This window comes from Chromatiaceae bacterium, from assembly GCA_016714645.1.
In the GTDB taxonomy this organism is placed as follows: Bacteria; Pseudomonadota; Gammaproteobacteria; order Chromatiales; family Chromatiaceae; genus M0108.
Genome location: JADKCI010000004.1, coordinates 879,398 through 901,337 on the forward strand (window position 1 = coordinate 879,398; position 21,940 = coordinate 901,337).

Sequence of the window (21,940 nt, forward strand, 5' to 3'; positions counted from 1 at the left end):
TCGGCATCGGGGCGAGGGTCGGGATGCGGCTCGCCGTTCCCGGGCCGCCGTGTCGAACAGGATAGGGGTTTACCATTTCAGGTCCGTGAACTTGGCGATATCCAGGGTGCGCCGCTTGGCGAAGAGCTGGTAGGCGTAGGCGAGCATCAGGGCCGTGGTGCCCAGGCCGATGACGATGGCGGTGAGTACCAGGGCTTGGGGCAAGGGGTCTATGACCCGGGCGGCGGCCTCGCTGGCGGTCAGGGTGGCGTCGAGGATGGGCGCCGTGCGTCCGCGCAGGTAGCCCACGGCGACGATGAGGATATTGACCCCGGTGCTGGCGAGGGTGAAGGCGACGATGATGCGCAGCAGGTTGGGCTGGGTCAGGGCGCCGTAAAAGCCGATCAGAATCAGCAGGAAACCCGTGGTCAGGGCGATCTGGGCAAGATCCGGCATCAGGATTCCTCCGTCTCGGACAAGCTGGCGAGGATGGAGGAGAATTCCGCGCCGACCTTGAGCCCGATCAGGGCCGAGATGAGGGGGATGGCCCCGGCGGAAAAGAGATCCCCCAGCGTGCCCAGGGGCAGGATGCGGTTGTCGAGAAAGCCCCCGGCCAGGACCAGGCCCAGGAGGCCGATGCCGACGAAGAGCAGGCCGGAGAGGGCCTCCAGACCCGTAATCAGGCGGTGGCTGAAGCGCTTGAGGGGCGCGGCCAGCAGCAGGAGCAGGGTCGCCGAGGCGAGGATGGCGCCGCCCTGGAAGCCGCCGCCCGGTGTCAGATGGCCGTTGGCGAAAACATAGACCCCCAGCAGCAGGATCATGGGTGTCAGCAGTTGGCTACCGGTGGTCAGCAGTTCGCCCACCGGGACCGGAGCGCCCCGCTGGCCCGGGTTAGCCGCGCCCGGCCGGTCCTTTGCCCCGGGCTCCGCCCCCTCGTCCGGCTGTTGTTTCGACCCCTGCCGCGCCCCGGGTCCCGCCAGGACCAGGCCGACGATGGCCGCCGTCAGGAAGAGCACCGTGACCTCCCCCAGGGTATCCAGGCCGCGGTAGCTGATGACGATGGCGGTCACCAGGTTGGCGGCCCCCAGGTCCTGGGCGGTGCGCTCGGCGTAGTAGAGAGCGGTCGGATTCAGGGCCGGGTCCGGGATGTAACCCACCAGCAGGTTGGCGAAGAGGGCACCCAGGACGGCGAGCAGCAGCAGGGCGGCCAGACGCTTAATCATGGTCGTCAACCTCGGGTCCGCCGCGCCGCAACCGGCCCAGCACGAAGAAGAAGAGGAAGGTAGTCAGGCCGCTGCCGATGGCGGCCTCGGTCATGGCGACGTCCGGGGCCGCCAGGATCAGGAAGAGCACCGAGGCGAAGAGGCTTACCAGGCTCGAGGCCAGGATGGCAATAGGCAGGGACCGGCCGCCGATGGCTACCAGGGCGGCGACGATCATCGCCAGGCCCAGCAGGCCGGCCAGGATCAGGGTCAGGTCGCTCATGAGGCCTCCCCGGTGTCTTCCGCCAGTCGGTCCACCCGGGTAAGGGGCGATTTTTTCAGGCCGACCCGGTGTGCCGCGCGGGCCAGGATCTGGGACGAGAGGGGGTTGGTAAAGAGGATGAAGAGCCCGATGAGCAACAGCTTGAGGCCCCATTCGGGGCGCAGGCAGCCGATGCCGGCCAGGCTCAGGAGGGTGCCCAGGGTGGTGGCCTTGGTGCCGGCCTGGATGCGGTTGAAGACGTCGGGCATCCGGACCAGCCCGAGGCCGCCGAGGAGCAGGAAGGCGGCACCGGCTACCAGCAGCAGGCCGCCGAGCAGATTGAGCGGCGTGATGGGAAAGAGGCTCGCGTCCATCAGAGTCCTCCCTCCAGGTAACGGGCGACCACGATCACCCCCAGGAAGGAGAGGAGGGCATAGATGAGGGCTACATCGAGGTAGATGCCGCGGCCCTCGACCAGAGTGGTCAGCAGGATGCCGGTGATGGCGATGATGGTCAGGACGTCGAAGGCCACCACTCGGTCCGCCGCCGTGGGGCCCTGGAAAAAACGCCAGAGGGCCAGCAGGAAGGCGACCCCGGCCAGGCCGGCCGCCAGGGCCAGGAGGAACTCAACCATACATGACCTCCAGATAGCGCTCGAAACCGGCGACGATGCTGGCCGTGGCCCCTTCGATGTCGTCGTGATCCACCCGCACCCAATGGACGTAGAGCCACTCGTCCTGGAGTTCCACCGTCAGGGTCCCCGGTGTCAGGGTGATCGAACTGGCGAGCAGCAGGCGCCCCATGTGGCTTTTCAGCCGGGTGCGCACCTTGACGATGCCGGGATTCAGGGGCAGTGAAGGCGACAGGACCAGGGTGGCCAGGCGCAGGTTGGAGCGGACCAGTTCCTTCAGGAAGTACAGCAGGTAGAGGGGGGCCGCCCGCAAGGCCGCCGGGGTGGCCCTGAACTCAGTCAAGGGGGATAGGCTGCCGCGGAACAGGCTAGCGATCACCAGCGCCGCCACCAGGCCCAGTATGAGGACATCCGGGGCCAGGGAGGCATTGAGCATCAACCAAAGGGTGAGCAGGATGAAGAACAGCGGGACCATGAGTCGATTGGGGCCAAAAGGGGAGAAGAGGCTGTCACCGACCGTCGCCAGGTAAACCAGGGGCGTGGAGAGTGACGGGGAGGGCACGGGGCCGCATTAAAAAGACTGGCCAGTGTGCCACCGCCTCAATATTTTAGCTAATGCTAATATTCTTTCGTTACCTTTGCGTGAAGATTGCAAGGCAAGCGTTGCCTTTGCGATTGCGCAATGACACCGGGGGCTACTTCCTATAATTTTGCTCGGGAATGGGCCGGGCCGCTTCGGCCCCTGTCCTTGACGAACTCCCGAGAGGCCCATCACCGATGGATACTTTTACGCGTAACTACAGCATCGGCCTGGCGTCCCTGGCGCTGGCCCTGGTCCTCTTCTGGCTCTATTCCCTCTGGGCACCCCGGGTTTGGGAACTGAATGAGCTTCTGGAGGCAGAGTCGGTAGTGGCCGCTTACCCCTATGCCTTTCGGGTGGTTGAGTTCAGCGATGGGGTTGCCATCCTCTCGACCCCGCGGTCCTTCGCCTTCCCGGCTGTCCGCTTTCTGCCCATTCTTTACCCGGAGTTGGCGAATCTGGCCCAGGAGGACCCCCGCATGGTCGCCGCGCAGCAGCGCCTCATTGACGCTCAGAAAGGGGCCATGGAATTGGTTCAGAAGCAGCCGGACGTGCGCCTGGTCCGCTGGATGCTGGATGTCGGTTGGCTTGCGGACCATGGCATCCAGGTCCAGCAGACCGATATCGAGGAGGCTACGCCCTGAGGGCCAGGGGGATGGTGACCTTGATCCGTCGGACTCCACCCCCATCCATTAAATAGCTATCCGGCGCTTAAACTCCGTCGGATGAATTTTCAGAAACCCTAGCCAAGGCCAATTGAAGGATGCGTATCGCGATTACCAGCCAAAACTTCAAAACCATCACGGGCCATGCCGGCAAAACCCGCCGCTTTCTGGTTTATGAGACGGACAGCCAGTGCCTGCCAACCGAGGTGGAACGGATCGACCTGCCGGCGGAGATGTCTCTGCACGCTTACCACGGCGAGGATCATCCGCTCTTTCTTGCCGGGCTTGAATCCCTGATCACCCAGGGGGCGGGCCAGGGGTTCGTGCAACGTCTGAGCCGACATGGCATCCGGGTGTTTGTGACCAGTGAATCCGATCCGGTGCAGGCCGCCTCCCGGGTGGCGGCTGGGGTGGCCCTTGCCCCCGGGCTGCCGCACGACCACGAGCATGATGACGAGCACGCACCGGGTCATAACCAGGGTCGGAATCTCGGCCAGGTTCGCCTGGCGGGACGGGGCCAGCCTGCCGTGCTTGTTCAGCCCAAGAGTGCGTGACCCCATCCACCATCGGGTAAATCCATTTTAATTTCAACCCAACTCGAGTCCCTGGCCAAGGGGCCCCTCACAAACCCTCGCATGGAGATAACCCACATGAATTTCACCAAGAACACTGGCACCATTGACCGCGCCCTGCGCGCCATCGTTGGCCTGCTCCTGATCGGCCTGACTCTGACCGGCATCATTGGCGTCTGGGGCTGGATTGGTGTCGTCCCCCTGGCGACCGCCGCCCTCGGCTGGTGCCCGGCCTACACCCTGCTTGGCATCAAGACCTGCCCGACCAAGAACTAAGAGGTAAGTCCCGGCCGCGGCCGGGCCCTGGTCACCCTTAACCCCTTCGAGAATCCGATGTTCAAGTCCACTCTCATTACCGGTCTCGTGCTGGCCGTCATGATGCTGCATACCCAACCCGCGACCGCGGATCTTGATCGGAGCCAGGTTCTCCAAGTGGTATCCGGTCCCATGGCTATTGTCCCTGCAATGGTCATCTGCGCGGTGTCGGCCAGGGCTGTTAACCCCACTTAACTTTCCCTCCGAGGAGTACGGCATTGTGAAGAAGTCTCTTATTGCCATGGCTCTCACCCTGGGCTCGGGCCTGGCCCTGGCGGAGAGCCAGCCGGTGACCCTGGTGCTTACCGAGGATGACACCATGACCCAGGGTATCGCCCTGGTGCTCGCTAATCAGATGCAGGAGCAGGGCGCGCAGGTCAGCATCCTCTTGTGCGATCAGGCCGGGGATCTGGCGCTGAAGGATGCCGGGGGCGAGCCCCTCAAGCCCAATAACGTCACCCCGGCGCAGTTGCTGGACGGTGCCATCAAGAAGGGTGCCACTGCCTCGGTTTGTGCCCTCTATCTGCCGAACACCGGTCACAAGCCGGAGGATCTCAAGGAAGGCATCATCCCAGCCAAACCCGCCGAGATGGGCCGTGCCCTACTGGAGCCCAATCGCAAGGTCTTTACCTTCTGATTGTCTGGCCAATGACCCTTCTAACCACCCCGGGACCCCGGAAGAGGTCCGGGGTCCCCCGCACCTCTGGGCTAATTCCGTCCAGAATGTAACCAATCAATGACCAAAGAGGTTTCAATCATGGATACCTCCGTCGCCAACAACCCCGTCCTGCCCCGCTTGAATGAGCCAGCCCCGGCCTTCAGTGCCCCTACCACTCATGGGGTTAAGACCCTGGAGGACTACAAGGGCAAGTGGTTGGTGCTTTTTTCCCATCCGGCCGACTTCACTCCGGTATGTACCACCGAATTCATCGCCTTTGCCAAGCGCCATGCCGATTTCCAGGCCATCGGCTGTGAACTCTTGGGTCTATCCATCGACAGCACCTACTCCCACATCGCCTGGGAGCGCAATATCAAAGAGAAGTTTGGCGTCGAGATCCGCTTCCCCATCATCGCCGACCTGTCCATGCAGGTGGCCAAGGCCTATGGCATGATTCAGCCCGGCGCCAGCGACACCTCGGCGGTGCGGGCCACCTTCATCATTGACCCACAGAGCATCCTGCGCGCCATGGTCTACTACCCCATGAGCAATGGCCGATCCATTGATGAATTCGTGGGCCTAGTCAAGGCGATGCAGACCTCGGACCAGAATAAGGTGGCCACGCCGGAGAACTGGCAGCCGGGGGACAAAGTCATTGTGCCGCCACCGGGTACCGCAGAGGCCGCCGAGACACGCATGAACGAAGGTTACGAGTGTACCGATTGGTACTACTGCACTAAAACCCTCTAAGGAAGGGTTCAAAAACAGGTGGTACAAGGCTAAGCCGTAGTCGGGTTACGCCGGGCCAACCCGACCCGATTTAAGACTGTGCCGGTTATTTTTGAACCGTGACTAAAAGTCCCTTCAAGGGTCCCGCCAAGGAAAGTTAGGCGTGACCCGTGGGGCTGGCCGGGCCTGGCTGGCCTGAGCCTTGCCACGCTGGGCAACGTCATGAGTTCGCCCACGAATCCAGGGTCTTTTCCTCACCTTTATCGGGTACCTGACAGGGATGTTGGGCTCCCGCCTCCGTCGTGCCCAGGCAAGCCTTGATGCTGTGCGGGTGATACGTCATTCCCCAGCGGGAACCCCAGTTTATGATCGAGATGCTTGGCTTGATGCTCCTGGTGGCTATCGTCGCGATCCCGGTGGGCGTGCATCTGGGCTTTCGTGCCCCGCGGGTGCGCGAGCAGGGGTCCCCCGCTGATTTTGGCCTCGCCTTCGAGGAGGTCCGCATTCCCACGGTGCGCGGCCGGACCTTGTTTGGCTGGCTGCTGCCGGCGCCGGGTGCCCAAGGTACCCTGGTCCTCTTGCATGGCTGGGGGAGCAACGCGGAACATTTGCTGCCCCTGGCCGCGCCCCTGCGGCGAGGTGGCCTGAATATCCTGCTGTGCGACGCCCGCAACCACGGCGATAGCGACGGGGACACCTTTTCCTCCCTGCCGCGCTTTGCCGAGGACCTCGGCATGGCCATCGCCTGGCTCAGGCACCATCACCCGCGCCGCGCCGCGCGCATCGCCGTTCTGGGCCACTCGGTCGGCGCCGGTGCGGCCTTGCTCGAGACCTCGCGCAATCCGGCCATCGCCGCCGTCATTAGCATCGCCGCCTTCGCCCATCCCGCCGAGGTCACCGAGCACTATCTGCGCCCTCTGCATCCGCCGGCCTTCGTCATCCGCCTGGTGATCCGCTATGTGGAATGGGTCATCGGCCATCGGTTCGACGTCATCGCCCCCATCAATACCGTCCGCCATATCGACTGCCCGATCTTACTGGTCCATGGCCAGGACGACCGTATCGTGCCGGTGGCGGACGCGCGCCGCATCCTGGCCAACTTTCGCGCCCCCGGGGCTCGCTTGCTAGAGGTGACGGGCGCGGGCCATGATTCGGTGGACCGGATCGATCGGTACATCCCAGAACTGCTGGATTTTCTGGACGGGGTGCGTCGGGGTCAGGCGGGGATTCGCGGTTGCGGGGACTTGCTTCGGTTGGCAAGGTGATTTCTGAGCGTCAAGCTAGGGATTGACATTTGTATATTAGCAGATGATAATATACCTAACTTGACGCAACTTCTTGGGAGAGCCTCAAATGCTCAGATCTACCTTCATCGCCGGCGGTTTCGCCCTTTTGCTCGCCAGCGCTAATACTCAAGCCGCCGCCCTGGACGACGCCAGCGCCCGGCAACTGGAACCCGCCCTCAATGGCGAAGTCTCCGCCACGGGCCTCTTCCCCTCCCAGGCGATGGAAGATGCTTTCAACGACTATCTGGCCTGGACCAAGACCGAGGGTCTGAGCCGCCTGGCCGCCTTCGAGCCGGTCGTCCGCGATTTCCCGGAAGGTCAGGGCTCCCTGTCGGGTCGATTTCCCAACCAGGCCATGGAAGACCAATTCAAGGAATACCTGGCCTGGACGGGTGAAGGCCATTCCGGTCTTTTCTACGCCTTCCGCGCCGTCGAATTCAACTAATCGCCATACTGGGGCCATCCCGCGGCCGCCCCTGACGCGTGACGTTTTGGGGGGGTGCGGATTCCCAGGCTGGCTAAGAACCAAAACCCGCGCCGGATGGCGCGGGTTTTTGCGGCTCTCTTTCGTTTGGTGTGGGCGAGGTGACAGACTTCATGGTCTCCTGCGGCCGGGGTGGCACACGCTTTGCGGTTGAAGGGGGATGCCGGCAAGTGGGTGAGCTTGCCGGCGACGAGGTAGGAGATGGTGATCAGGTGCTTGACGGTGCCGTAGCCGCGCGCCTTGGCCTTGGCGGCCTGGATCAGCGAGTTGATCGCCTCCACGCGGCCGTTGGTGAGCTTGGAGTCGAAGGCATTGAGGATGCCGGTCCAGTGGTCCTTGAGGGTCTTGGCGACCTGCTTCATCGGCTCGAGCCGGCAGCGCCGGGCCCAGCTATACCAGCCATCGAGCAGCGGCTCGGCCGCTGCGGTGCTGCTGGCGGTGCGGAAGATCTCGCGCAGGGCCTCCTTGATTTGGAAGGCGCGGTGGGTCTGGAGGTTGAGCTGCCGCCGATCGGCGAACTGCACGATCTGCCGCCCGGTCCAGGCGTGCTTGTCCTTCAGCCACAGGTAGCGGGTGCGCTTGAGTTCAGGGGTGGACTTCGCCTCCTGGCGGCGGACCTCGTCGACGGCCTGGTTGACCCGTTGGATGACGTGAAACTCGTCGAAGGTGACATCGGCCCAGGGCAGGGTCTCGGCGATCCCCGCACGGGAGCGGGCGGACAGGTCGATGCAGACGTGGCGCACCTCCTGGGCGGTCTTGCCGCAGGCCGCGCCGCGCACCCGCGGGACCTTGGCGCGGAGGTGCGCCGGGTACGGGAAGACGTTCAGATGCCGCCACTCCCGCTCCTGGGTGTCGTGCACTGGCTGGTGCTCGGCCCCACAGTGCGGGCAGACGAAGCGGCTCCCCGCGGCGAAGCCGACCCCAAAGTCGATGCGCCCGGCCCGGGGATCGAAGGCCACCTCGGCCACCTTCCACGGCGGCTGCAGACCGAGGGCCACGGTGACCAGCGCGGACGAAGTCAGGGGGTACCCCCGGCGCGACGGCCGACAAAATGGGCAGTAGGAAAAGGCCTCGCCGCCGGACCGCCGCTCCCCGGTCGCCGGTCTTGCTCGCCGGACCGTCTGTTGCGCCCGAGCGGGGCGCCGGGGAGCGGCTCGCGGATGCCGCCTGGTTACCAACACAGCGTGCCCTCACCTGGGGTCCCGGGGGCCAGGTCCCAACCCCCCCGACCCACACCAAACGGAACAGACCCCGGCACTTTCCTTCTTCATCTTCATATCTAAATAGCTTGTCCTTTTCGTCACCTCTAGGTAGCAAGTTTCGCCGCCATTGTGCTGATCGTTGATAAATAAGTAAAAAATCATGCATTGGTGCAATAGTTTTATGGTAATTTGCAACTGCATATTTTTTTGCCACAAAACGGTTGCCACGAAGTTCTGCGGACCAAACACCTCATCCATCAACAGCCGCAACGTGGCCACCTCGTTATCGTCGATGGACACGAAAATCGCCCCATCCTCGCGCAGGAACTGCTTCAGTAGCACCAGGCGCGGATACATCATGCACAGCCAGCGGTCATGCCGATCGAGGGTCTCGCCTTCCTTGCCGACCACCTCCCCCAGCCAGCGCCGTATCTCCGGGCAATTGACGTTGTCGTTGTAAACCCAGCCCTCGTTACCGGTGTTGTAGGGCGGATCGATGTAGATGCACTTCACCTGACCGGCATAGCGGGGGAGCAGGGCCTTGAGGGCGTGCAGGTTGTCGCCCTGGACGATCAGGATTCCACCGTCCCTGTCCGCGCCGCGGGACAAGGCCGACACCGGCTCCAGCAGGCGAAAGGGGACGTCGCTGTGGTGTCTGACCACGGCGTCCTTACCGATCCAATTCAAGGTGGGCATCGCTAACTCACTGATCCCAATATCACTCCGGCATATTCGGCGGGTCCAGATCCTCGACCGGCTCGGCGCGGGTTGGGTCCATCCTGGCGAGCCGATCCTCCAGCAGAGCGGCGTGCTCGTTCTCCTCCTCGACCATCACGGCGGCGAGTTGGCGGACCTCGGGGTCCGGGGAGCCGGCGGCGACCTGAGCGTAGAAGTCGCGGCCGCGGATCTCGTTATGCAGGGCGAGATGGAGGGCCTGGATAGGGGTCATCAGATAATTTAGGTCCTCGTCCTGCTCGGCGGCATTAGCCTCGGGGCTGCCGCCGGCGGCCCACTTGAAGTCCCAGGGTGGGATCTGGGGCAAGGTGATGCCCTTGGCCAGTTCTTCGACCTCCTGGGCGTGCAGGTCGCTCATCCGCGACAGGTAGTCAAAGAGCTCGGCGATCTCCGGGTTGTTGTGGACGGCCAGATTGCCGGCCAGTTCGCGGTAGCGCTCGGCGGACTCGTATTCCAGTTCCAGGGCGTGGGCCAGGAATTCGGGGATAGTGGCGATGCTTGCGGGCTGATGGTTGCTCATAGCTGAAACTCCGCCTCGATTTGCGGGAGGGTGGCGTTGGACAGGTGGGGGGGCAGCCAGGAGGGTAACTGCTGGGCGTAGATGATCCCGAGGGACATGCCGTCGTCCAGCTGGATGCGACGGGCGGCCTCGGCGGGGTCGTCGGTGACCGCCTCATCCTGAGGGTGAACCATATGTTTCCACTCCTTCTGCTCCGGCTGGTAGGTCTGGCAGGGGCTGAGGACGTGGAGGAAGGAAAAGCCTGGGTGCTGGATGGCCTGGACGATCAGGTGGGTCAGTTCGCTGGGGTCGCCGGTGAAGCCACGGGCGATGAAGGAGGCGCCGGCGGCCAGGGCGATGGCGGCGGGCTGGAAACGGCGCACGCCGGTGCCGCGCGGCGTCAGTTTGCTGTTGCGCCAGTCCGGCTGGGTGGTGGGCGAGGCCTGACCCTTGGTCATGCCATAGACCTCGTTGTCCATCACGATATAAGTCAGGTCCATGTTGCGCCGGCAGGCGTGCAGGAAGTGGTTGCCACCGATGGAGAAGCCATCACCGTCGCCTCCCGAAACCACGACGGTGAGGTCGGGCCGCGCCGCCTTGAGGCCGGCGGCAATGGCCAGGGAGCGCCCGTGGATGCCGTGGAAGCCGTAGCTATTGATGTAGGCCGGCAGGCGCGAGGAGCAGCCGATGCCCGAGATCATGGCAAGCTGTTCCTTGGGCAATTGCAGGAAGGCGGCGGCCTTGCTCATGGCGGCGAGGACGCCGAAGTCCCCGCAGCCGGGGCACCAGATGGGGTTGATGTCGGATTTGTAATCCTTGGCCTTGAGGGCCGGGGTGCTGGTTGCGGCTTCCATCTCATTGCTCCTGGTGGGGGCTGGCGGCTGGGCGGGCGAGGGCGGCGGTAACGATGTCGCCGGGCCGCAAGGGCAGGGGGCCGGGCTGGGCGAGGGATCGGGCCCGGGCGGGCAGGGCCTGTTCCGCGTGCAGGTAGTGGAAGAGCTGGGCGCCTTGGTTCTGCTCGACGACCAGGATTTCCTCGGCGCCTGCCAGGGCCTGGGCCAGGTCGGCATGGCGCAGGGGGGCGATGAGGCGCAGGGCGATGGCGCGGGCGGGCTGGCCGGCGGCGGTCAGGCGCTCGGCGGCCTCGACGACGGCCCCGGTGGCCGAGCCCCAGGTGACGAGGGCGATGGGGCCCGTGCCACTGATCTCGGCCCAGGAGTCGCCATAAGCGAAATTCTGGAGCTTGCGCTGGCGCTTCTCCGACTGGGCGGCATGATCCTTGGCCATGCTGGACGGAGTGCCGCGCGGGTTATGTTCCAGGCCATCCGCTGTGTAGATGCCACCCACCTGGCCGGGCAGGGCCATGGGTGAGATGCCGGATTCGGTCAGGGCATAGCGGCGGTAGGGCGCGTCCCCCGGCTCCGCCGTCAGGCGGGGCAGGGGGTCCGGGAAGGATGCCGGCGGGGCGCAGATGGTTCGGGACTGGCCCAGGGCCTGGTCGGTGAGGACGATAGCGACGGTTTGCAGATGTTCCGCCAGGCGAACCGCCCACTGGGTGGTGAAGACGCAGTCGCGGATGTCGGTGGCCGCCAGCACCAGGTGCGGGGCGTCGCCGTGGAAACCGTAAAGGGCAATATTGAGATCCGACTGTTCAGACTTGGTGGGGATGCCGGTGGAGGGGCCGCCGCGCATGACATTGGCGACGACGATGGGCGTCTCGCTGGCGACCGCCAGGCCCAGGCCCTCCATCATGAGGCTGAGGCCAGGGCCGGAGGTGGCGGTCATGGAGGGTACGCCACCGAAGGAGCCTCCGATGATCATGTTCACCGAGGCGAGTTCGTCCTCGGCCTGGAGCAGGCCGCCGCCGACCTTTTCCAGCCGTGGGGCCAGCCATTCCAGCATCTCGGTGGCGGGGGTGATGGGGTAGGCGGCGACGAAGCGGATGCCGCCGCGCAGGGCGCCCAGGCCGCTGGCCTCGTTGCCACTCATGTTCCAGCGCTCCGTGCCCGCCATCTCGGCGACGGGCTGGCCGGGCGCGGCGGCGTAGCCGGCCTGGAGACAGGCAACGGCGGAGTCGGCGACGCTGGCGCTCTTCTTGCCCAGGGTGGCCCGGGCCTCGATCTCCAGGGCCGCCAGAGGTAGCCCGGCCATGGCACCCGCGGCGCCCAGGGCGGCCATGTTGAGCCGGCCGCCCGCCACGGCATCGGCCATGGCCTTAAGAGGCAATGCCACCACCTGGGCCCCGCTCGCCAGGATGGCCGGGGGCACGGCGCCGCCCGCGGGGTCGGAGAGGATCAGGCTGGAGCCGTCGAGGGGGATCTCGTCGAGGAAGCGGCTGATGTTGAGCCAGTCCAGGGCCACCAGGATGTCGAAACGGTCGTCAATGGAGTTCACCGGGCTTGGTCCGAAACGCACCATGGCCGCTGACTCCCCGCCCCGGATCTGAGGACCGGCGGAGCGGGTCATGAGGCCGTAAAAGCCGGCGCGGGCCACGGCGGCGAGCAGAATCGAACCCGTGGTGACGGCGCCGCTGCCGCCCGAGCCGGTGATGGCGATGGACAGCCGGGGGCGCTGGCCGCTACTGGATTCCTGAAGCATGGCTGGGGATGGGATGGCTGAATGATAATAAGGGTGCCGAATGATAGCCTAGCCGGGGGCGGGGGGCGTAATCGACCGAAGCGTGGTCGATGTCGATATTTCCAGAGCCATCCCGCCAGGGGGGGGCATTCAGGCAGGCCCATCGAGCCGGCTGGGTCTGGCGCACGAATCCGGCCCCGTCCGGGCGGCCGGGCACGTTGGGGGTCAAGGGCGTCTTGCTTCCCGTCGTCCTTTTTGTTTCCATCCCCGCTCATGAGCATCGCCATCCCCCGCAGCAACCCCATCCGCCAACTGCCCGCGCAACTCGTCAATCAGATCGCCGCCGGGGAGGTGGTGGAACGGCCGGCCTCCGTGGCCAAGGAGCTGATCGAAAATAGCCTGGACGCGGGGGCGGATCGCATCGAGATTGATCTGGAGCAGGGGGGCGTCAAGCTGCTGCGGGTGCGGGACAATGGCGCCGGTATCCCCCGCGAAGAACTGGCCCTAGCCCTGAGCCGCCACGCCACCAGCAAGATTGCCAGTCTGGCGGATCTGGAGGCGGTGGCCTCCCTGGGCTTTCGGGGCGAGGCCTTGCCGAGCATTGCCTCGGTGTCGCGCCTGGAGGTGCGGTCCCGCGCCCGCGATGCTGAGGAGGCCTGGGCTATCCGCGGGGATGGCGGCGATCGCCTTGAGGAGCTGGTGCCGGTGGCCCATCCCATCGGCACCACCGTCGAGGTGCGCGATCTCTTTTACAACACCCCGGCCCGGCGTAAGTTTTTGCGGGCCGAGAAGACGGAATTGGGCCACATCGAGCAGGTGGTGCGGCGTATTGCGCTGGCCCGGCAGGGTGCGCGCTTCCGCCTCAATCACAATGGGCGCACCCTGCTCGATCTGCCGGCGGCGGCGGGCGAGGAGGGGATGCGGCGGCGTCTGGCGCAACTGGCGGGGGAGGGCTTCCTGGAACATGCCCTGGCGGTGGCGGAGGCGGCGGTCGATCTGTGCCTTCGGGGTTGGGTGGCGGCGCCGGCCTTCTCGCGGAGCCAGGCGGACCTGCAATTCTTCTACGTCAATGGCCGCCTGGTGCGGGACAAACTGGTGACCCATGCCGTGCGCCAGGCCTTCCAGGATGTGCTGCACCACAACCGCCATCCGGCCTATGTTCTCTATCTGGAATTGCCCCCGGTGCTGGTGGATGTCAACGTTCACCCCGCCAAGCAGGAGGTGCGCTTCCGCGAGGGCCGCCAGGTTCATGACTTCATCTTCCGCGCCCTGCATCGGCGGCTGGCGGCGGGGGAGATGAGTGGGGCCCCGGAAGTCCTGGCCGAGCTGGGTTCAGGGCCGGTTGGCGGTTTAACGGCGGGATCGGCGGGGCAGGGGCCCCTGCCCCGCCAGCTTCCCATGTCCCCGGGGATCGCGGAGCGGAGCGGCGACTGGAGCGCCTATCTGGATGTCCAGCGTCCGGACCCGGTGTTTCTGCCCGGGGCTGCTGAATTCGCCGTCCCGGTTGGCGTCTTGGCCGGCAGTCTCGCGGGGGTCGGGCCCGGGGCGGAGGAACTGGGGAAGATTCCGCCCCTCGGTTACGCCCTGGCGCAACTCCAGGGCATTTACATCCTGTCCCAGGCGGCGGATGGCCTGGTGATTATCGATATGCACGCCGCCCATGAGCGCATCGCCTACGAGCGCCTCAAGCAGTCCTGGGAGGCGGGCCTGGCGGCGGGCGGGCCGGGCGACGACGGGGCCCGAGGTCTGCGCCGTCAGCCCCTGCTGGTGCCGGTGGTGGTGCGTGTCAGCGAGCGCGAGGCCGATCTGGCGGAGGCCAGCGCCGAGGTCTTGGCCCGTTTTGGCCTGGTCATCGATCGGGTTGGCGAAGCCAGCCTGGCGGTGCGGGAAATCCCGGTCCTCCTGCAGGGCGCCAACGCCGAGGCCCTGCTGCGTGACCTGCTGGCGGATCTGGTGGTGCATGGCCGGAGCGATATGCTACAGGCCCGCGTCAACGAGGTCCTGGCGACCCTGGCCTGCCATCGCTCCGTGCGCGCCAATCGCCGTCTGACCCTGGAGGAGATGAATGCCCTGCTGCGGGACATGGAGCGGACCGCCCGGGCGGATCAGTGCAATCATGGCCGCCCGACCTGGGTCCGCCTGTCCCTGGCGGAGCTCGACCGTCTGTTTGCGCGCGGGCGCTGACCCCGTTCGCGGTCATCGCCCCAATTCCGCGCCCACCCTATCCAGATTCCGGTTCTCATCCTTCAAGGCCATGCCCGATCGCCCCCTCGCCGTCCTTCTCATGGGTCCCACCGCCTCTGGCAAAACAAAATTGGCGGTGGAACTGGCGGCCCGCTTTCCGTGCGACGTCATCAGCGTTGATTCGGCCCAGGTCTATCGTGGTCTGGATATTGGCTCCGCCAAGCCTGGGCCGGAGGTCCTGGCTGCCACGCCCCATCGGCTCATCGATATCTGCGAACCGACCGAGGCCTACTCCGCGGCCCGTTTCCGGGCCGATGCCCTGCGCGAGATGGCCGGGATCGCGGCGCGGGGCCGGGTGCCCCTCCTGGTCGGCGGCACTCTGCTCTACTTCCGCGCCCTGCAACAGGGGCTCTCGTCTCTGCCCGAGGCGGACCCCGGGATCCGTGCCCGGCTGGAGGGGGAGGCGGCGGAGCTAGGCTGGGCGGACCTGCACCGGCGGCTGCTGGCGGTGGACCCGGACGCCGGTGCCCGCATCCATCCCCACGATGCCCAACGCATCCAGCGGGCCCTGGAGGTGTTCGAGATCACCGGCAGGCCCCTGAGTCAGTTGCAGCGGGAGTCCGGGCCCGAGAACCCCTTGCCCTACCGCCTGCTCAAGCTGGTCCGGGTCCCGCGGGAGCGGACGGTGCTCCACGAGCGCATCGCCCTGCGTTTCCAGGCCATGCTGGATGCGGGTTTCGAGGAAGAGGTGCGTACCCTCTGGGCGCGGGGGGATCTGACCCCGGACCTGCCCGCCATGCGCAGCGTCGGATATCGACAAATATTGAATTACTTATTGGGTGACTCCAGCTTTGGCGTTATGATCGAACGCGGGGTCATCGCCACTCGGCAACTGGCTAAGCGGCAACTGACCTGGCTACGCGCCGAGCCGGATTGCCACTGGATTTTCGATAGCGAAGACCCTTATGACCAGGCTCAACGCCTCTTGCACCATGCCGGTCCTTGAACTTTGCCGGATTATCGTGGTCTTAATTTACACTTTTCCGCGGGAGCGTCTTTTTAGCCCCGCCGCGACACCTACACACATGCATCAACTAGAAGAATCGGGAGATCCCCCCATGTCCAAAGGGCAAAACCTTCAAGACCCCTTCCTCAATGCCCTCAGGAAGGAGCGCGTCCCCGTCTCCGTCTTCCTGGTGAACGGCATCAAGCTCCAGGGCCAGATTGAGTCCTTTGATCAGTTTGTGGTGCTCCTCAAGAACAACGTGAGCCAGATGATCTACAAGCATGCCATCTCCACGGTCGTGCCGGCGCGTAACGTGCGGATCGCCTCCCCTTTGGTCGATGATATGCCCGAATCAGGTAACACTTGATCCCGCGCGGGCGCGTCGGGGGGCCATGAGGGTTCGCCCCGCTGCCCCAATTAGGGCTCCAAACCCCCACCCTTTTCCTTTCCCCAGAAGCTGATATCTATGTTCGAGCGCCCGCGCGCTGGAGAGAAGGCCGTCCTGGTCCATCTGGACCTGGGACGTGTTTCGGACCCCGAGGAGGTCGAGGAATTTCGCCTGCTGGCCCGTTCCGCTGGCGCTGAAATCGTCGGTCAGATCGGTGGCAGCCGCGCCACGCCCGACCGGCGTCTCTTTGTCGGTTCCGGCAAGGCGGACGAATTGAAAATGCTGGTGGAGTCCGAGCAGGCGGAACTGGTCATCTTCAACCATGCCCTCTCGCCGGGTCAGGAGCGCAACCTGGAGCGCCATCTCCAGTGCCGGGTGCTGGATCGTTCGGGTCTCATTCTGGACATCTTCGCCCAGCGCGCCCGTTCCTTCGAGGGCAAGCTGCAGGTAGAACTGGCGCAGCTCACCCATCTTTCGACCCGGCTGGTGCGTGGCTGGACCCACCTGGAGCGCCAGAAGGGTGGCATCGGCCTGCGCGGGCCGGGGGAGACCCAGCTCGAATCCGACCGCCGCCTGCTCGGCAAGCGCATCGCCACCCTCAACAAGCGGCTGGAGCGCATCGTTGGTCAGCGAGCCCAGGGTCGGCGGGCCCGTGATAAGGCGGAGTTGCCGACGGTGTCCCTGGTCGGCTATACCAATGCCGGCAAATCGACCCTCTTTAATGGGCTCACCCAAGCCGGTGTCTTCCAGGCCGACCAGTTGTTCGCCACTCTGGACCCGACCCTGCGCCGGCTGGAGACCCCGGATGGTCCCGCGGTCATTCTGGCCGACACCGTCGGCTTCATTAATCATCTGCCCCACGAGTTGGTGGCCGCCTTCCGCTCGACCCTGGAGGAGACGCGCGGCGCCGATCTGCTGCTGCATGTCATCGACGCCGCTGGGGCGCGGCGGGAGGGCTGCATCGCCGATGTCGAGGAGGTCCTGGACGAGATCGATGCCGGCGAGGTGCTCCAGATCCAGGTCTTCAACAAGATCGATTTGCTCCCAGACGCCGAGCCCCGCCTCGAACGCGACAGCCAGGGCCAGGTGCGGCGGATTTGGCTGAGTGCCCAGACGGGTGCCGGTATTGAACTGCTGCTGGGGGCCATCGCCGAACACTTTGGCGCCGATCGGCTACGTCGCTCGGTCCGCCTGGGTCCAGGAGAGGGTGCGCTGCGGGCCTGGTTCTTCACCCATTCGCAGGTGCTGGCGGAGGCGCACCGGGAGGAGGGGGGATGGGATCTGGAGGTCCAGGTGCCGCGTCTCGACCTGGACCGGCTGTTGAGCCGCCAGCCGGCGCTGGCGGAGTCTCTGTCCGAGCCCCTGGCGGTATCAGGGCAAGAGCAAGAGCAAGGCGAACTGGCGGTGCCGGCCCAGGCCTGAAGCGGGCGAGTTTGCCGAACCTCTTTGTCCTTCCTTACAATGACACAACCGAATGGCGCATCGTCGCCCCTAGGTGGCGTCCCGGTCCGATGGCCGGGATTCGTCCAACGACCCAAGGGTCAACAGCATGGGGTGGGGTAACTATGGCCTGGAATGAGCCCGGTGGCGGCAACAGGGATCCCTGGGGCGGCAAGAGCGGCGGCGATCAGCAGGGTCCGCCGGACCTTGACGAGGTGGTCCGTAAGCTCCAGGAGCGTTTGGGGAGCCTGTTCGGCGGTATCAAGAAGCCGCCCAGGGGCGAGCCTGACGATCAGGGCGGCGGATCGGGTGGCGGTTTTCCCGGCCGGCCCAGCGGTGGTATCAGCCGCAAGGCCGCGGGTCTGGTGGCGGGTATCCTCTTCCTCATCTGGCTGGGATCAGCTATCTACATTATCCAGCCAGCGGAGCGCGGGGTGATCCTGCGCTTTGGCGCCTATGCCTACATGACCGAGCCAGGCCCCCATTGGCATATCCCCTATCCCTTTGAAAATGTGGTCAAGGTGAACGTGGACGAGATCTCGTCCTTCACCCACAAGGCCACCATGCTGACCCAGGACGAGAACATCGTGGAACTGGAGTTGACGGTGCAGTCGCGTATCCAGGACGCCGCGGACTACCTCTTCCAGGATCAGGCCCCGGAAAAGACCCTGCGTGATGCCACCGAGACGGAGGTGCGCAAGACCATCGGCGCCAGCAAGCTCGATTACATCCTGACGGAAGGTCGCGGCGCGGTCGCCACCACCATCAAGGATCGGGTGCAGAACCTGATGAATCAGTACAAGACCGGGCTGGAGGTCACCTCGGTCAACATGCAACCCGCCAAGCCGCCAGAACAGGTCAAGGAGTCCTTCGACGACGCCATCAAGGCGCGCGAGGACAAGGAGCGCCTGGAGAACAAGGCCGAGGCCTATGCCAACGAGATCGTGCCCCAGGCGCGTGGCGAGGCGGCGCGCATGGAGGCCGACGGCAAGGCCTATCGGGATCGCGTCATCGCCAGCGCCGAGGGCGAATCCGCCCGTTTCCTGTCCGTGCTGGGTGAGTATACCAAGGCCCCCGAGGTCACCCGCGAGCGCCTCTATCTGGAGACCATGGAAAAGGTGCTGAGCGAGACCAACAAGGTGCTGCTGGACGTCAAGGAGGGCGGCAACAGCCTGGTCTATTTACCCCTGGATCAACTGGTCAACAGGAAACAGGCGGGTCAGGAAGCGAGAGCCGCCGCTCATGCCGCGACACCCCCGGCCCCCGCCACCGAGCAGGGCCAAGCCCCCAAGAAGGATACCCGTGATACCGCTCGCGAGCGGAGGGAGCGTTGATGAATCCCCAGATCAAGATCCTGGCCCCTGTCGGGCTCGCCGCGCTGGCCCTGGTTATCTATGCCTCGGCTTTCATCGTTAACCAGTGGGAAGTGGCCATCAAGCTGCGTCTCGGTGAGATCGTCGATAGCGAATACAAGCCGGGCCTGCACTTCATGGTCCCCGTCATCAACAACGTCAAGACCTTCGACGCCCGCATCCAGACGCATGATTCCCGGCCCCAGCGTTTCCTGACGGTGGAAAAGAAGGATGTCATCGTCGATTACTACGCCAAGTGGCGCATCACCAACCCGGGGCAGTTCTACCGCTCCACGGGTGGCGATAGCACCCGCACCGCGCGCCTGCTGGCCGAGCGCATCAACACCGGGCTCCGCGACGAGTTCGGCCGCCGCACCATCCAGGAGGTGGTCTCGGAGGATCGCTATCAACTCATGGATGAGCTGACCAAGGAGGCGGACCGGCAGGCCAGCGAACTCGGCATCGAGGTGGTGGACGTGCGGGTCAAGAAGATCGACCTGCCGCCCGAGGTTAGCGAATCCGTCTATGAGCGGATGCGCGCCGAACGCGAGCGGGTGGCCCGCGATCTGCGTGCCAAGGGCGGCGAGGCCGCGGAGCGTATCCGTGCCGATGCGGACCGTCAGCGCACTGTCATCATTGCCGATGCCTACAAGGTGGCGGAAGAGGCCCGCGGCGAGGGCGATGCCAAGGCCGCCGAGACCTATGCCAAGGCCTACAATCAGGACCGGGATTTCTACAGCTTCTACCGCAGCCTCAATGCCTACCGCACCGCCTTCGGCCAAGGCGGGGATATGCTGGTACTGCAGCCCGATTCGGATTTCTTCCGTTATTTCAATAAGACGGACCTAGTAGGCGCCACCTCGGTGAATGCTGGCCGCGAGGTTGCCCCGCCGGCCGCGCCCGTTAAGTCTGCTCCGGTCAAGGCCCCGCCGCCGGCCGCGGCTCCCCTTCGGCCCTTGGCGCCCGTCACGTCTCCGGCCGTGGCTCCTGACAGGGATAAGCCGGTTGTGGCACCCAGTCCGGATAAGGCTCCGGCCCCGGTCACGGCCCCTGTCCCCGCCGTGGAGCCGGTCAAGGCCCCCGTCCCGATTGGGTCTCCTGTATCGATACCGGCGCCGACCCCGGGGACAGGCCCCGCCCCGGCTACCGTCGCCCCCCCCCAGCCGGAAAGCCCGCCGCCCGGCCTGACTCCCTCCTCTGGGGATCAGGCCCCTCCTCGTGCCCCTTCTCAGCCGATCGGCCAACAGGGCCGTGGTGAAATTGGGACCCCGCAGTCCGCGAAGGGGGGCGAATTTCTTTGGCCCCAGCCCAATAATCTGGCACTGGGCGGTTACTGATTGGAGGAGCCTCGGGGCCTGATACCCGTCAGGCCCCGGGCCCCGGTATCCCCTGGCCGGCCTGAAGCGCGGATTCATGCCGGCCAGGTCCAGGGGGAAATTGACCTGGCGGGGGACGTCCTCCTGCTGCGTCACCCTCTCCACCCCCTGGGTACCCGGGTCGCGGCTTCCATGAGAGCCACCCCCTCTAACTAAATCAGGACAAGCGGTTTCGAAAACACTCGTAACCGCAGCGTTTCACCCGTCGCAGTTCATCCCAAGACGGGGTAAAGATGCCTGAGAAAGTATTAAAGGATCCCTTGACCGCCCCCGTTACCGAACCGGCCGAGATGGCGGTTGAACTCCGCAATCTCGGCCGAGCCTTCGCGGGAACCCAGGTGCTGGAGGGCCTGGATCTGCGTATCCCAGGGGGAGAATTCCTGGCCCTGCTGGGGGCATCGGGCTGCGGCAAGACGACCCTGCTGCGCCTGATCGCCGGGCTTGACCGCCCGGATGGGGGCGAGATCCGACTCGCACGCGCTGCCCAGGCCAAGGCCTATGTCTTTCAGGATGCCTGCCTGCTGCCCTGGCGCCGGGTCCTGGACAATGTCGCCCTGCCCCTGGAGTTGAACGGGGTTCCCCGGGCCGAGCGTCAGGCCATCGCCCGCCAGCTCATCCAGACCGTGGGGCTCGGCGCGGCCCTGGACCGCTTTCCCGACGAACTGTCCGGCGGCATGAAGATGCGCGTCTCCCTGGCCCGGGCCCTGATTACCCAGCCGCGGCTCCTGCTCCTCGATGAACCCTTCGCGGCCCTGGACGAATTCACCCGCCAACACCTGGATGATCACCTGCAGGCCCTCTTTCTCGATCGCCGCATGACGGTGGTGTTCGTGACCCACTCGATCGCCGAGGCCGTCTTTCTCGCCGATCGCGTGGTCATGCTCAGCCCCAGGGGTGGCTGCATTGTCCTGGATCAGCGGGTGGCCCTACCCCGCCCCCGGGATGCGGGCACCCGGGTCTCGGCGGCCTATCTGGCCCAGATGCAGCGCATCTCCTCGGCGATGAACCATGAAGGGCAGGGGGAGGGGCTATGACGATGGCGGCTCGCCGCGCGGTCTGGCTGCCGCCTCTCCTCAGTTTCGCTGGCCTCACCCTGGCCTTGGAGCTAGGCCTAGGGCTGGCGGAGATTCCCGGCTATTTGATGCCCCGCCCCTCCGAGGTCTTCCGGGCCCTCTATGTCCATGGCGCGGACCTGACCCGGGCCATCCTGCGCACCAGTTTTGCCGCCAGCGCCGGCCTGCTCGCCAGCACCCTCCTAGGCGTGGCGGCGGCCATCCTCCTGTCGAGCAATGACTGGATGCGGCGCGCTTTTTACCCCTACGCCGTCTTCTTTCAGACCGTGCCCATCATCGCCATCGCCCCGCTTCTGGTGATCTGGTTTGGCTATGGCCTCAAGACCATCATTGCGGTCAGCTTTATCGTTTCGGTATTTCCGATTGTCGCCAATACCCTGAGCGGCCTCTTGTCCACCGATCCGGCCTTGCGCGACCTCTTTCGGCTGCACCGGGCCAGTAGCCTTACGACCCTGATAAAACTGCGCATCCCGGTTGCCATCCCCCAGTTTCTGACCGGCCTGCGCATCGCCTCCGGGCTCGCGGTCATCGGGGCCATCGTGGGCGAGTTCGTGGCGGATGACTACCAGGACGGGGGCGGTATCGGTACCCTGGTCATGGTCTCGATCAAGGAACTGAAAACCGACAAGGTCTTCGCGGCGGTGCTCATGGCCTCGCTGCTGGGTCTGGTCTTCTTTGCCCTCATCAATCTCATCAGCCGCCTCACCCTGCGGTACTGGCACATCGCCGAAACTCGGGAGTAACG

Annotated in this window: 24 protein-coding genes and 2 pseudogenes; 15 read left to right on the forward strand and 11 right to left on the reverse strand. The window is 65.3% G+C overall.

Translation table 11 applies throughout. From position 1 onward, the window contains the following. Positions 1 to 69 precede the first annotated feature (69 nt). The 6 genes from IPN92_15850 to IPN92_15875 are packed head-to-tail and all read right to left on the reverse strand — an operon-like array spanning position 70 to position 2,549. Complete coding sequence (locus tag IPN92_15850; protein ID MBK8639666.1) at positions 70 to 435, reverse strand: cation:proton antiporter subunit C; 366 nt, start codon at positions 433 to 435, stop codon at positions 70 to 72. Beyond that, entirely contained in the window at positions 435 to 1,202 is a 768-nt protein-coding gene (locus tag IPN92_15855) for a sodium:proton antiporter (protein MBK8639667.1), read from the reverse strand. Before IPN92_15855 ends, IPN92_15850 begins: the two co-directional genes overlap by 1 nt. Continuing rightward, positions 1,195 to 1,464, reverse strand: a complete 270-nt coding sequence (locus IPN92_15860; GenBank protein ID MBK8639668.1) for a DUF4040 domain-containing protein — start codon at positions 1,462 to 1,464, stop codon at positions 1,195 to 1,197. The genes IPN92_15855 and IPN92_15860 overlap by 8 nt, the downstream gene beginning before the upstream one ends. Then, positions 1,461 to 1,817: a Na+/H+ antiporter subunit G gene (locus tag IPN92_15865; GenBank protein ID MBK8639669.1), complete on the reverse strand. Its 357-nt coding sequence runs from the start codon at positions 1,815 to 1,817 to the stop codon at positions 1,461 to 1,463. The genes IPN92_15860 and IPN92_15865 overlap by 4 nt, the downstream gene beginning before the upstream one ends. Beyond that, on the reverse strand, positions 1,817 to 2,077 hold the full coding sequence (locus IPN92_15870; protein MBK8639670.1) for a cation:proton antiporter: 261 nt from the start codon (positions 2,075 to 2,077) through the stop codon (positions 1,817 to 1,819). The genes IPN92_15865 and IPN92_15870 overlap by 1 nt, the downstream gene beginning before the upstream one ends. Next, positions 2,070 to 2,549, reverse strand: coding sequence for a Na+/H+ antiporter subunit E (locus tag IPN92_15875; protein ID MBK8639671.1), 480 nt, complete (start codon positions 2,547 to 2,549; stop codon positions 2,070 to 2,072). The genes IPN92_15870 and IPN92_15875 overlap by 8 nt, the downstream gene beginning before the upstream one ends. 302 nt (positions 2,550 to 2,851) lie before the next feature. Here IPN92_15875 and IPN92_15880 point away from each other — a divergent pair, with 302 nt between their 5' ends. The 7 genes from IPN92_15880 to IPN92_15910 all read left to right on the forward strand — a co-directional run bounded on the left by IPN92_15880 (position 2,852) and on the right by IPN92_15910 (position 7,324). Continuing rightward, the gene (locus tag IPN92_15880; GenBank protein MBK8639672.1) at positions 2,852 to 3,298 is read left to right on the forward strand and encodes a hypothetical protein; all 447 of its coding nucleotides are present in this window, start codon (positions 2,852 to 2,854) and stop codon (positions 3,296 to 3,298) included. 119 nt (positions 3,299 to 3,417) lie between these two features. Continuing rightward, positions 3,418 to 3,873 carry a nitrogen fixation protein gene (locus IPN92_15885; GenBank protein ID MBK8639673.1) on the forward strand — a complete coding sequence of 152 codons (456 nt, stop codon included), beginning with the start codon at positions 3,418 to 3,420 and terminating at the stop codon, positions 3,871 to 3,873. A gap of 96 nt (positions 3,874 to 3,969) precedes the next feature. Next, complete coding sequence (locus tag IPN92_15890; GenBank protein ID MBK8639674.1) at positions 3,970 to 4,167, forward strand: DUF2892 domain-containing protein; 198 nt, start codon at positions 3,970 to 3,972, stop codon at positions 4,165 to 4,167. Positions 4,168 to 4,426: 259 nt separating this feature from the next. After that, entirely contained in the window at positions 4,427 to 4,843 is a 417-nt protein-coding gene (locus tag IPN92_15895) for a hypothetical protein (protein MBK8639675.1), read from the forward strand. A gap of 120 nt (positions 4,844 to 4,963) precedes the next feature. Continuing rightward, positions 4,964 to 5,614, forward strand: a complete 651-nt coding sequence (locus tag IPN92_15900) for a peroxiredoxin (GenBank protein ID MBK8639676.1) — start codon at positions 4,964 to 4,966, stop codon at positions 5,612 to 5,614. Between the two features lie 344 nt (positions 5,615 to 5,958). Then, a complete protein-coding gene (locus IPN92_15905) occupies positions 5,959 to 6,858 on the forward strand; it encodes an alpha/beta fold hydrolase (GenBank protein MBK8639677.1) in 900 nt (299 codons plus the stop codon). 88 nt (positions 6,859 to 6,946) lie between these two features. Beyond that, positions 6,947 to 7,324: a hypothetical protein gene (locus IPN92_15910; protein ID MBK8639678.1), complete on the forward strand. Its 378-nt coding sequence runs from the start codon at positions 6,947 to 6,949 to the stop codon at positions 7,322 to 7,324. Between the two features lie 191 nt (positions 7,325 to 7,515). On the opposite strand, the pseudogene IPN92_15915 reads toward IPN92_15910, so the two are convergent. From IPN92_15915 to IPN92_15935, 5 genes and pseudogenes are all read right to left on the reverse strand, one after another. Further along, positions 7,516 to 8,385: pseudogene (locus IPN92_15915) on the reverse strand (ISL3 family transposase). A 384-nt stretch (positions 8,386 to 8,769) separates the two neighbouring features. After that, positions 8,770 to 9,261, reverse strand: a pseudogene (locus IPN92_15920) (site-specific DNA-methyltransferase). Positions 9,262 to 9,283: 22 nt separating this feature from the next. Continuing rightward, a complete protein-coding gene (locus IPN92_15925; protein MBK8639679.1) occupies positions 9,284 to 9,820 on the reverse strand; it encodes a ferritin family protein in 537 nt (178 codons plus the stop codon). Further along, on the reverse strand, positions 9,817 to 10,653 hold the full coding sequence (locus IPN92_15930) for a 2-oxoacid:ferredoxin oxidoreductase subunit beta (protein ID MBK8639680.1): 837 nt from the start codon (positions 10,651 to 10,653) through the stop codon (positions 9,817 to 9,819). The genes IPN92_15925 and IPN92_15930 overlap by 4 nt, the downstream gene beginning before the upstream one ends. Before the next feature lies 1 nt (position 10,654). After that, complete coding sequence (locus tag IPN92_15935; GenBank protein MBK8639681.1) at positions 10,655 to 12,397, reverse strand: 2-oxoacid:acceptor oxidoreductase subunit alpha; 1,743 nt, start codon at positions 12,395 to 12,397, stop codon at positions 10,655 to 10,657. 252 nt (positions 12,398 to 12,649) lie between these two features. Here IPN92_15935 and mutL point away from each other — a divergent pair, with 252 nt between their 5' ends. From mutL to IPN92_15975, 8 genes are all read left to right on the forward strand, one after another. Further along, on the forward strand, positions 12,650 to 14,560 hold the full coding sequence (gene mutL, locus IPN92_15940; protein MBK8639682.1) for a DNA mismatch repair endonuclease MutL: 1,911 nt from the start codon (positions 12,650 to 12,652) through the stop codon (positions 14,558 to 14,560). A 70-nt stretch (positions 14,561 to 14,630) separates the two neighbouring features. Then, a complete protein-coding gene (gene miaA, locus IPN92_15945; GenBank protein MBK8639683.1) occupies positions 14,631 to 15,566 on the forward strand; it encodes a tRNA (adenosine(37)-N6)-dimethylallyltransferase MiaA in 936 nt (311 codons plus the stop codon). A gap of 112 nt (positions 15,567 to 15,678) precedes the next feature. Beyond that, on the forward strand, positions 15,679 to 15,933 hold the full coding sequence (hfq, locus tag IPN92_15950) for an RNA chaperone Hfq (GenBank protein MBK8639684.1): 255 nt from the start codon (positions 15,679 to 15,681) through the stop codon (positions 15,931 to 15,933). 99 nt (positions 15,934 to 16,032) lie between these two features. Further along, positions 16,033 to 17,376: a GTPase HflX gene (gene hflX / locus IPN92_15955; protein ID MBK8639685.1), complete on the forward strand. Its 1,344-nt coding sequence runs from the start codon at positions 16,033 to 16,035 to the stop codon at positions 17,374 to 17,376. Between the two features lie 143 nt (positions 17,377 to 17,519). Continuing rightward, on the forward strand, positions 17,520 to 18,728 hold the full coding sequence (gene hflK, locus IPN92_15960) for an FtsH protease activity modulator HflK (protein MBK8639686.1): 1,209 nt from the start codon (positions 17,520 to 17,522) through the stop codon (positions 18,726 to 18,728). Further along, positions 18,728 to 20,083: a protease modulator HflC gene (hflC, locus tag IPN92_15965; GenBank protein ID MBK8639687.1), complete on the forward strand. Its 1,356-nt coding sequence runs from the start codon at positions 18,728 to 18,730 to the stop codon at positions 20,081 to 20,083. The genes hflK and hflC overlap by 1 nt, the downstream gene beginning before the upstream one ends. 329 nt (positions 20,084 to 20,412) lie before the next feature. After that, the gene (locus IPN92_15970) at positions 20,413 to 21,156 is read left to right on the forward strand and encodes an ABC transporter ATP-binding protein (protein ID MBK8639688.1); all 744 of its coding nucleotides are present in this window, start codon (positions 20,413 to 20,415) and stop codon (positions 21,154 to 21,156) included. Beyond that, complete coding sequence (locus tag IPN92_15975; protein ID MBK8639689.1) at positions 21,153 to 21,938, forward strand: ABC transporter permease; 786 nt, start codon at positions 21,153 to 21,155, stop codon at positions 21,936 to 21,938. Before IPN92_15970 ends, IPN92_15975 begins: the two co-directional genes overlap by 4 nt. Positions 21,939 to 21,940 lie beyond the last annotated feature (2 nt).

Coding starts and splice junctions, on each gene's coding strand:
- IPN92_15935 (MBK8639681.1), bottom strand. CDS start 12,397: ATGCTTCAGGAATCCAGTAGCGGCCAGCGCCCCCGGCTGTCCATCGCC.
- hflC (MBK8639687.1), top strand. CDS start 18,728: ATGAATCCCCAGATCAAGATCCTGGCCCCTGTCGGGCTCGCCGCGCTG.
- hflX (MBK8639685.1), top strand. CDS start 16,033: ATGTTCGAGCGCCCGCGCGCTGGAGAGAAGGCCGTCCTGGTCCATCTG.
- IPN92_15890 (MBK8639674.1), top strand. CDS start 3,970: ATGAATTTCACCAAGAACACTGGCACCATTGACCGCGCCCTGCGCGCC.
- hflK (MBK8639686.1), top strand. CDS start 17,520: ATGGCCTGGAATGAGCCCGGTGGCGGCAACAGGGATCCCTGGGGCGGC.
- IPN92_15885 (MBK8639673.1), top strand. CDS start 3,418: ATGCGTATCGCGATTACCAGCCAAAACTTCAAAACCATCACGGGCCAT.
- IPN92_15900 (MBK8639676.1), top strand. CDS start 4,964: ATGGATACCTCCGTCGCCAACAACCCCGTCCTGCCCCGCTTGAATGAG.
- hfq (MBK8639684.1), top strand. CDS start 15,679: ATGTCCAAAGGGCAAAACCTTCAAGACCCCTTCCTCAATGCCCTCAGG.
- IPN92_15860 (MBK8639668.1), bottom strand. CDS start 1,464: ATGAGCGACCTGACCCTGATCCTGGCCGGCCTGCTGGGCCTGGCGATG.
- mutL (MBK8639682.1), top strand. CDS start 12,650: ATGAGCATCGCCATCCCCCGCAGCAACCCCATCCGCCAACTGCCCGCG.
- IPN92_15925 (MBK8639679.1), bottom strand. CDS start 9,820: ATGAGCAACCATCAGCCCGCAAGCATCGCCACTATCCCCGAATTCCTG.
- IPN92_15855 (MBK8639667.1), bottom strand. CDS start 1,202: ATGATTAAGCGTCTGGCCGCCCTGCTGCTGCTCGCCGTCCTGGGTGCC.
- IPN92_15880 (MBK8639672.1), top strand. CDS start 2,852: ATGGATACTTTTACGCGTAACTACAGCATCGGCCTGGCGTCCCTGGCG.
- IPN92_15865 (MBK8639669.1), bottom strand. CDS start 1,817: ATGGACGCGAGCCTCTTTCCCATCACGCCGCTCAATCTGCTCGGCGGC.
- IPN92_15850 (MBK8639666.1), bottom strand. CDS start 435: ATGCCGGATCTTGCCCAGATCGCCCTGACCACGGGTTTCCTGCTGATT.
- IPN92_15870 (MBK8639670.1), bottom strand. CDS start 2,077: ATGGTTGAGTTCCTCCTGGCCCTGGCGGCCGGCCTGGCCGGGGTCGCC.
- IPN92_15905 (MBK8639677.1), top strand. CDS start 5,959: ATGATCGAGATGCTTGGCTTGATGCTCCTGGTGGCTATCGTCGCGATC.
- miaA (MBK8639683.1), top strand. CDS start 14,631: ATGCCCGATCGCCCCCTCGCCGTCCTTCTCATGGGTCCCACCGCCTCT.
- IPN92_15910 (MBK8639678.1), top strand. CDS start 6,947: ATGCTCAGATCTACCTTCATCGCCGGCGGTTTCGCCCTTTTGCTCGCC.
- IPN92_15875 (MBK8639671.1), bottom strand. CDS start 2,549: ATGGTCCCGCTGTTCTTCATCCTGCTCACCCTTTGGTTGATGCTCAAT.
- IPN92_15975 (MBK8639689.1), top strand. CDS start 21,153: ATGACGATGGCGGCTCGCCGCGCGGTCTGGCTGCCGCCTCTCCTCAGT.
- IPN92_15930 (MBK8639680.1), bottom strand. CDS start 10,653: ATGGAAGCCGCAACCAGCACCCCGGCCCTCAAGGCCAAGGATTACAAA.
- IPN92_15970 (MBK8639688.1), top strand. CDS start 20,413: ATGGCGGTTGAACTCCGCAATCTCGGCCGAGCCTTCGCGGGAACCCAG.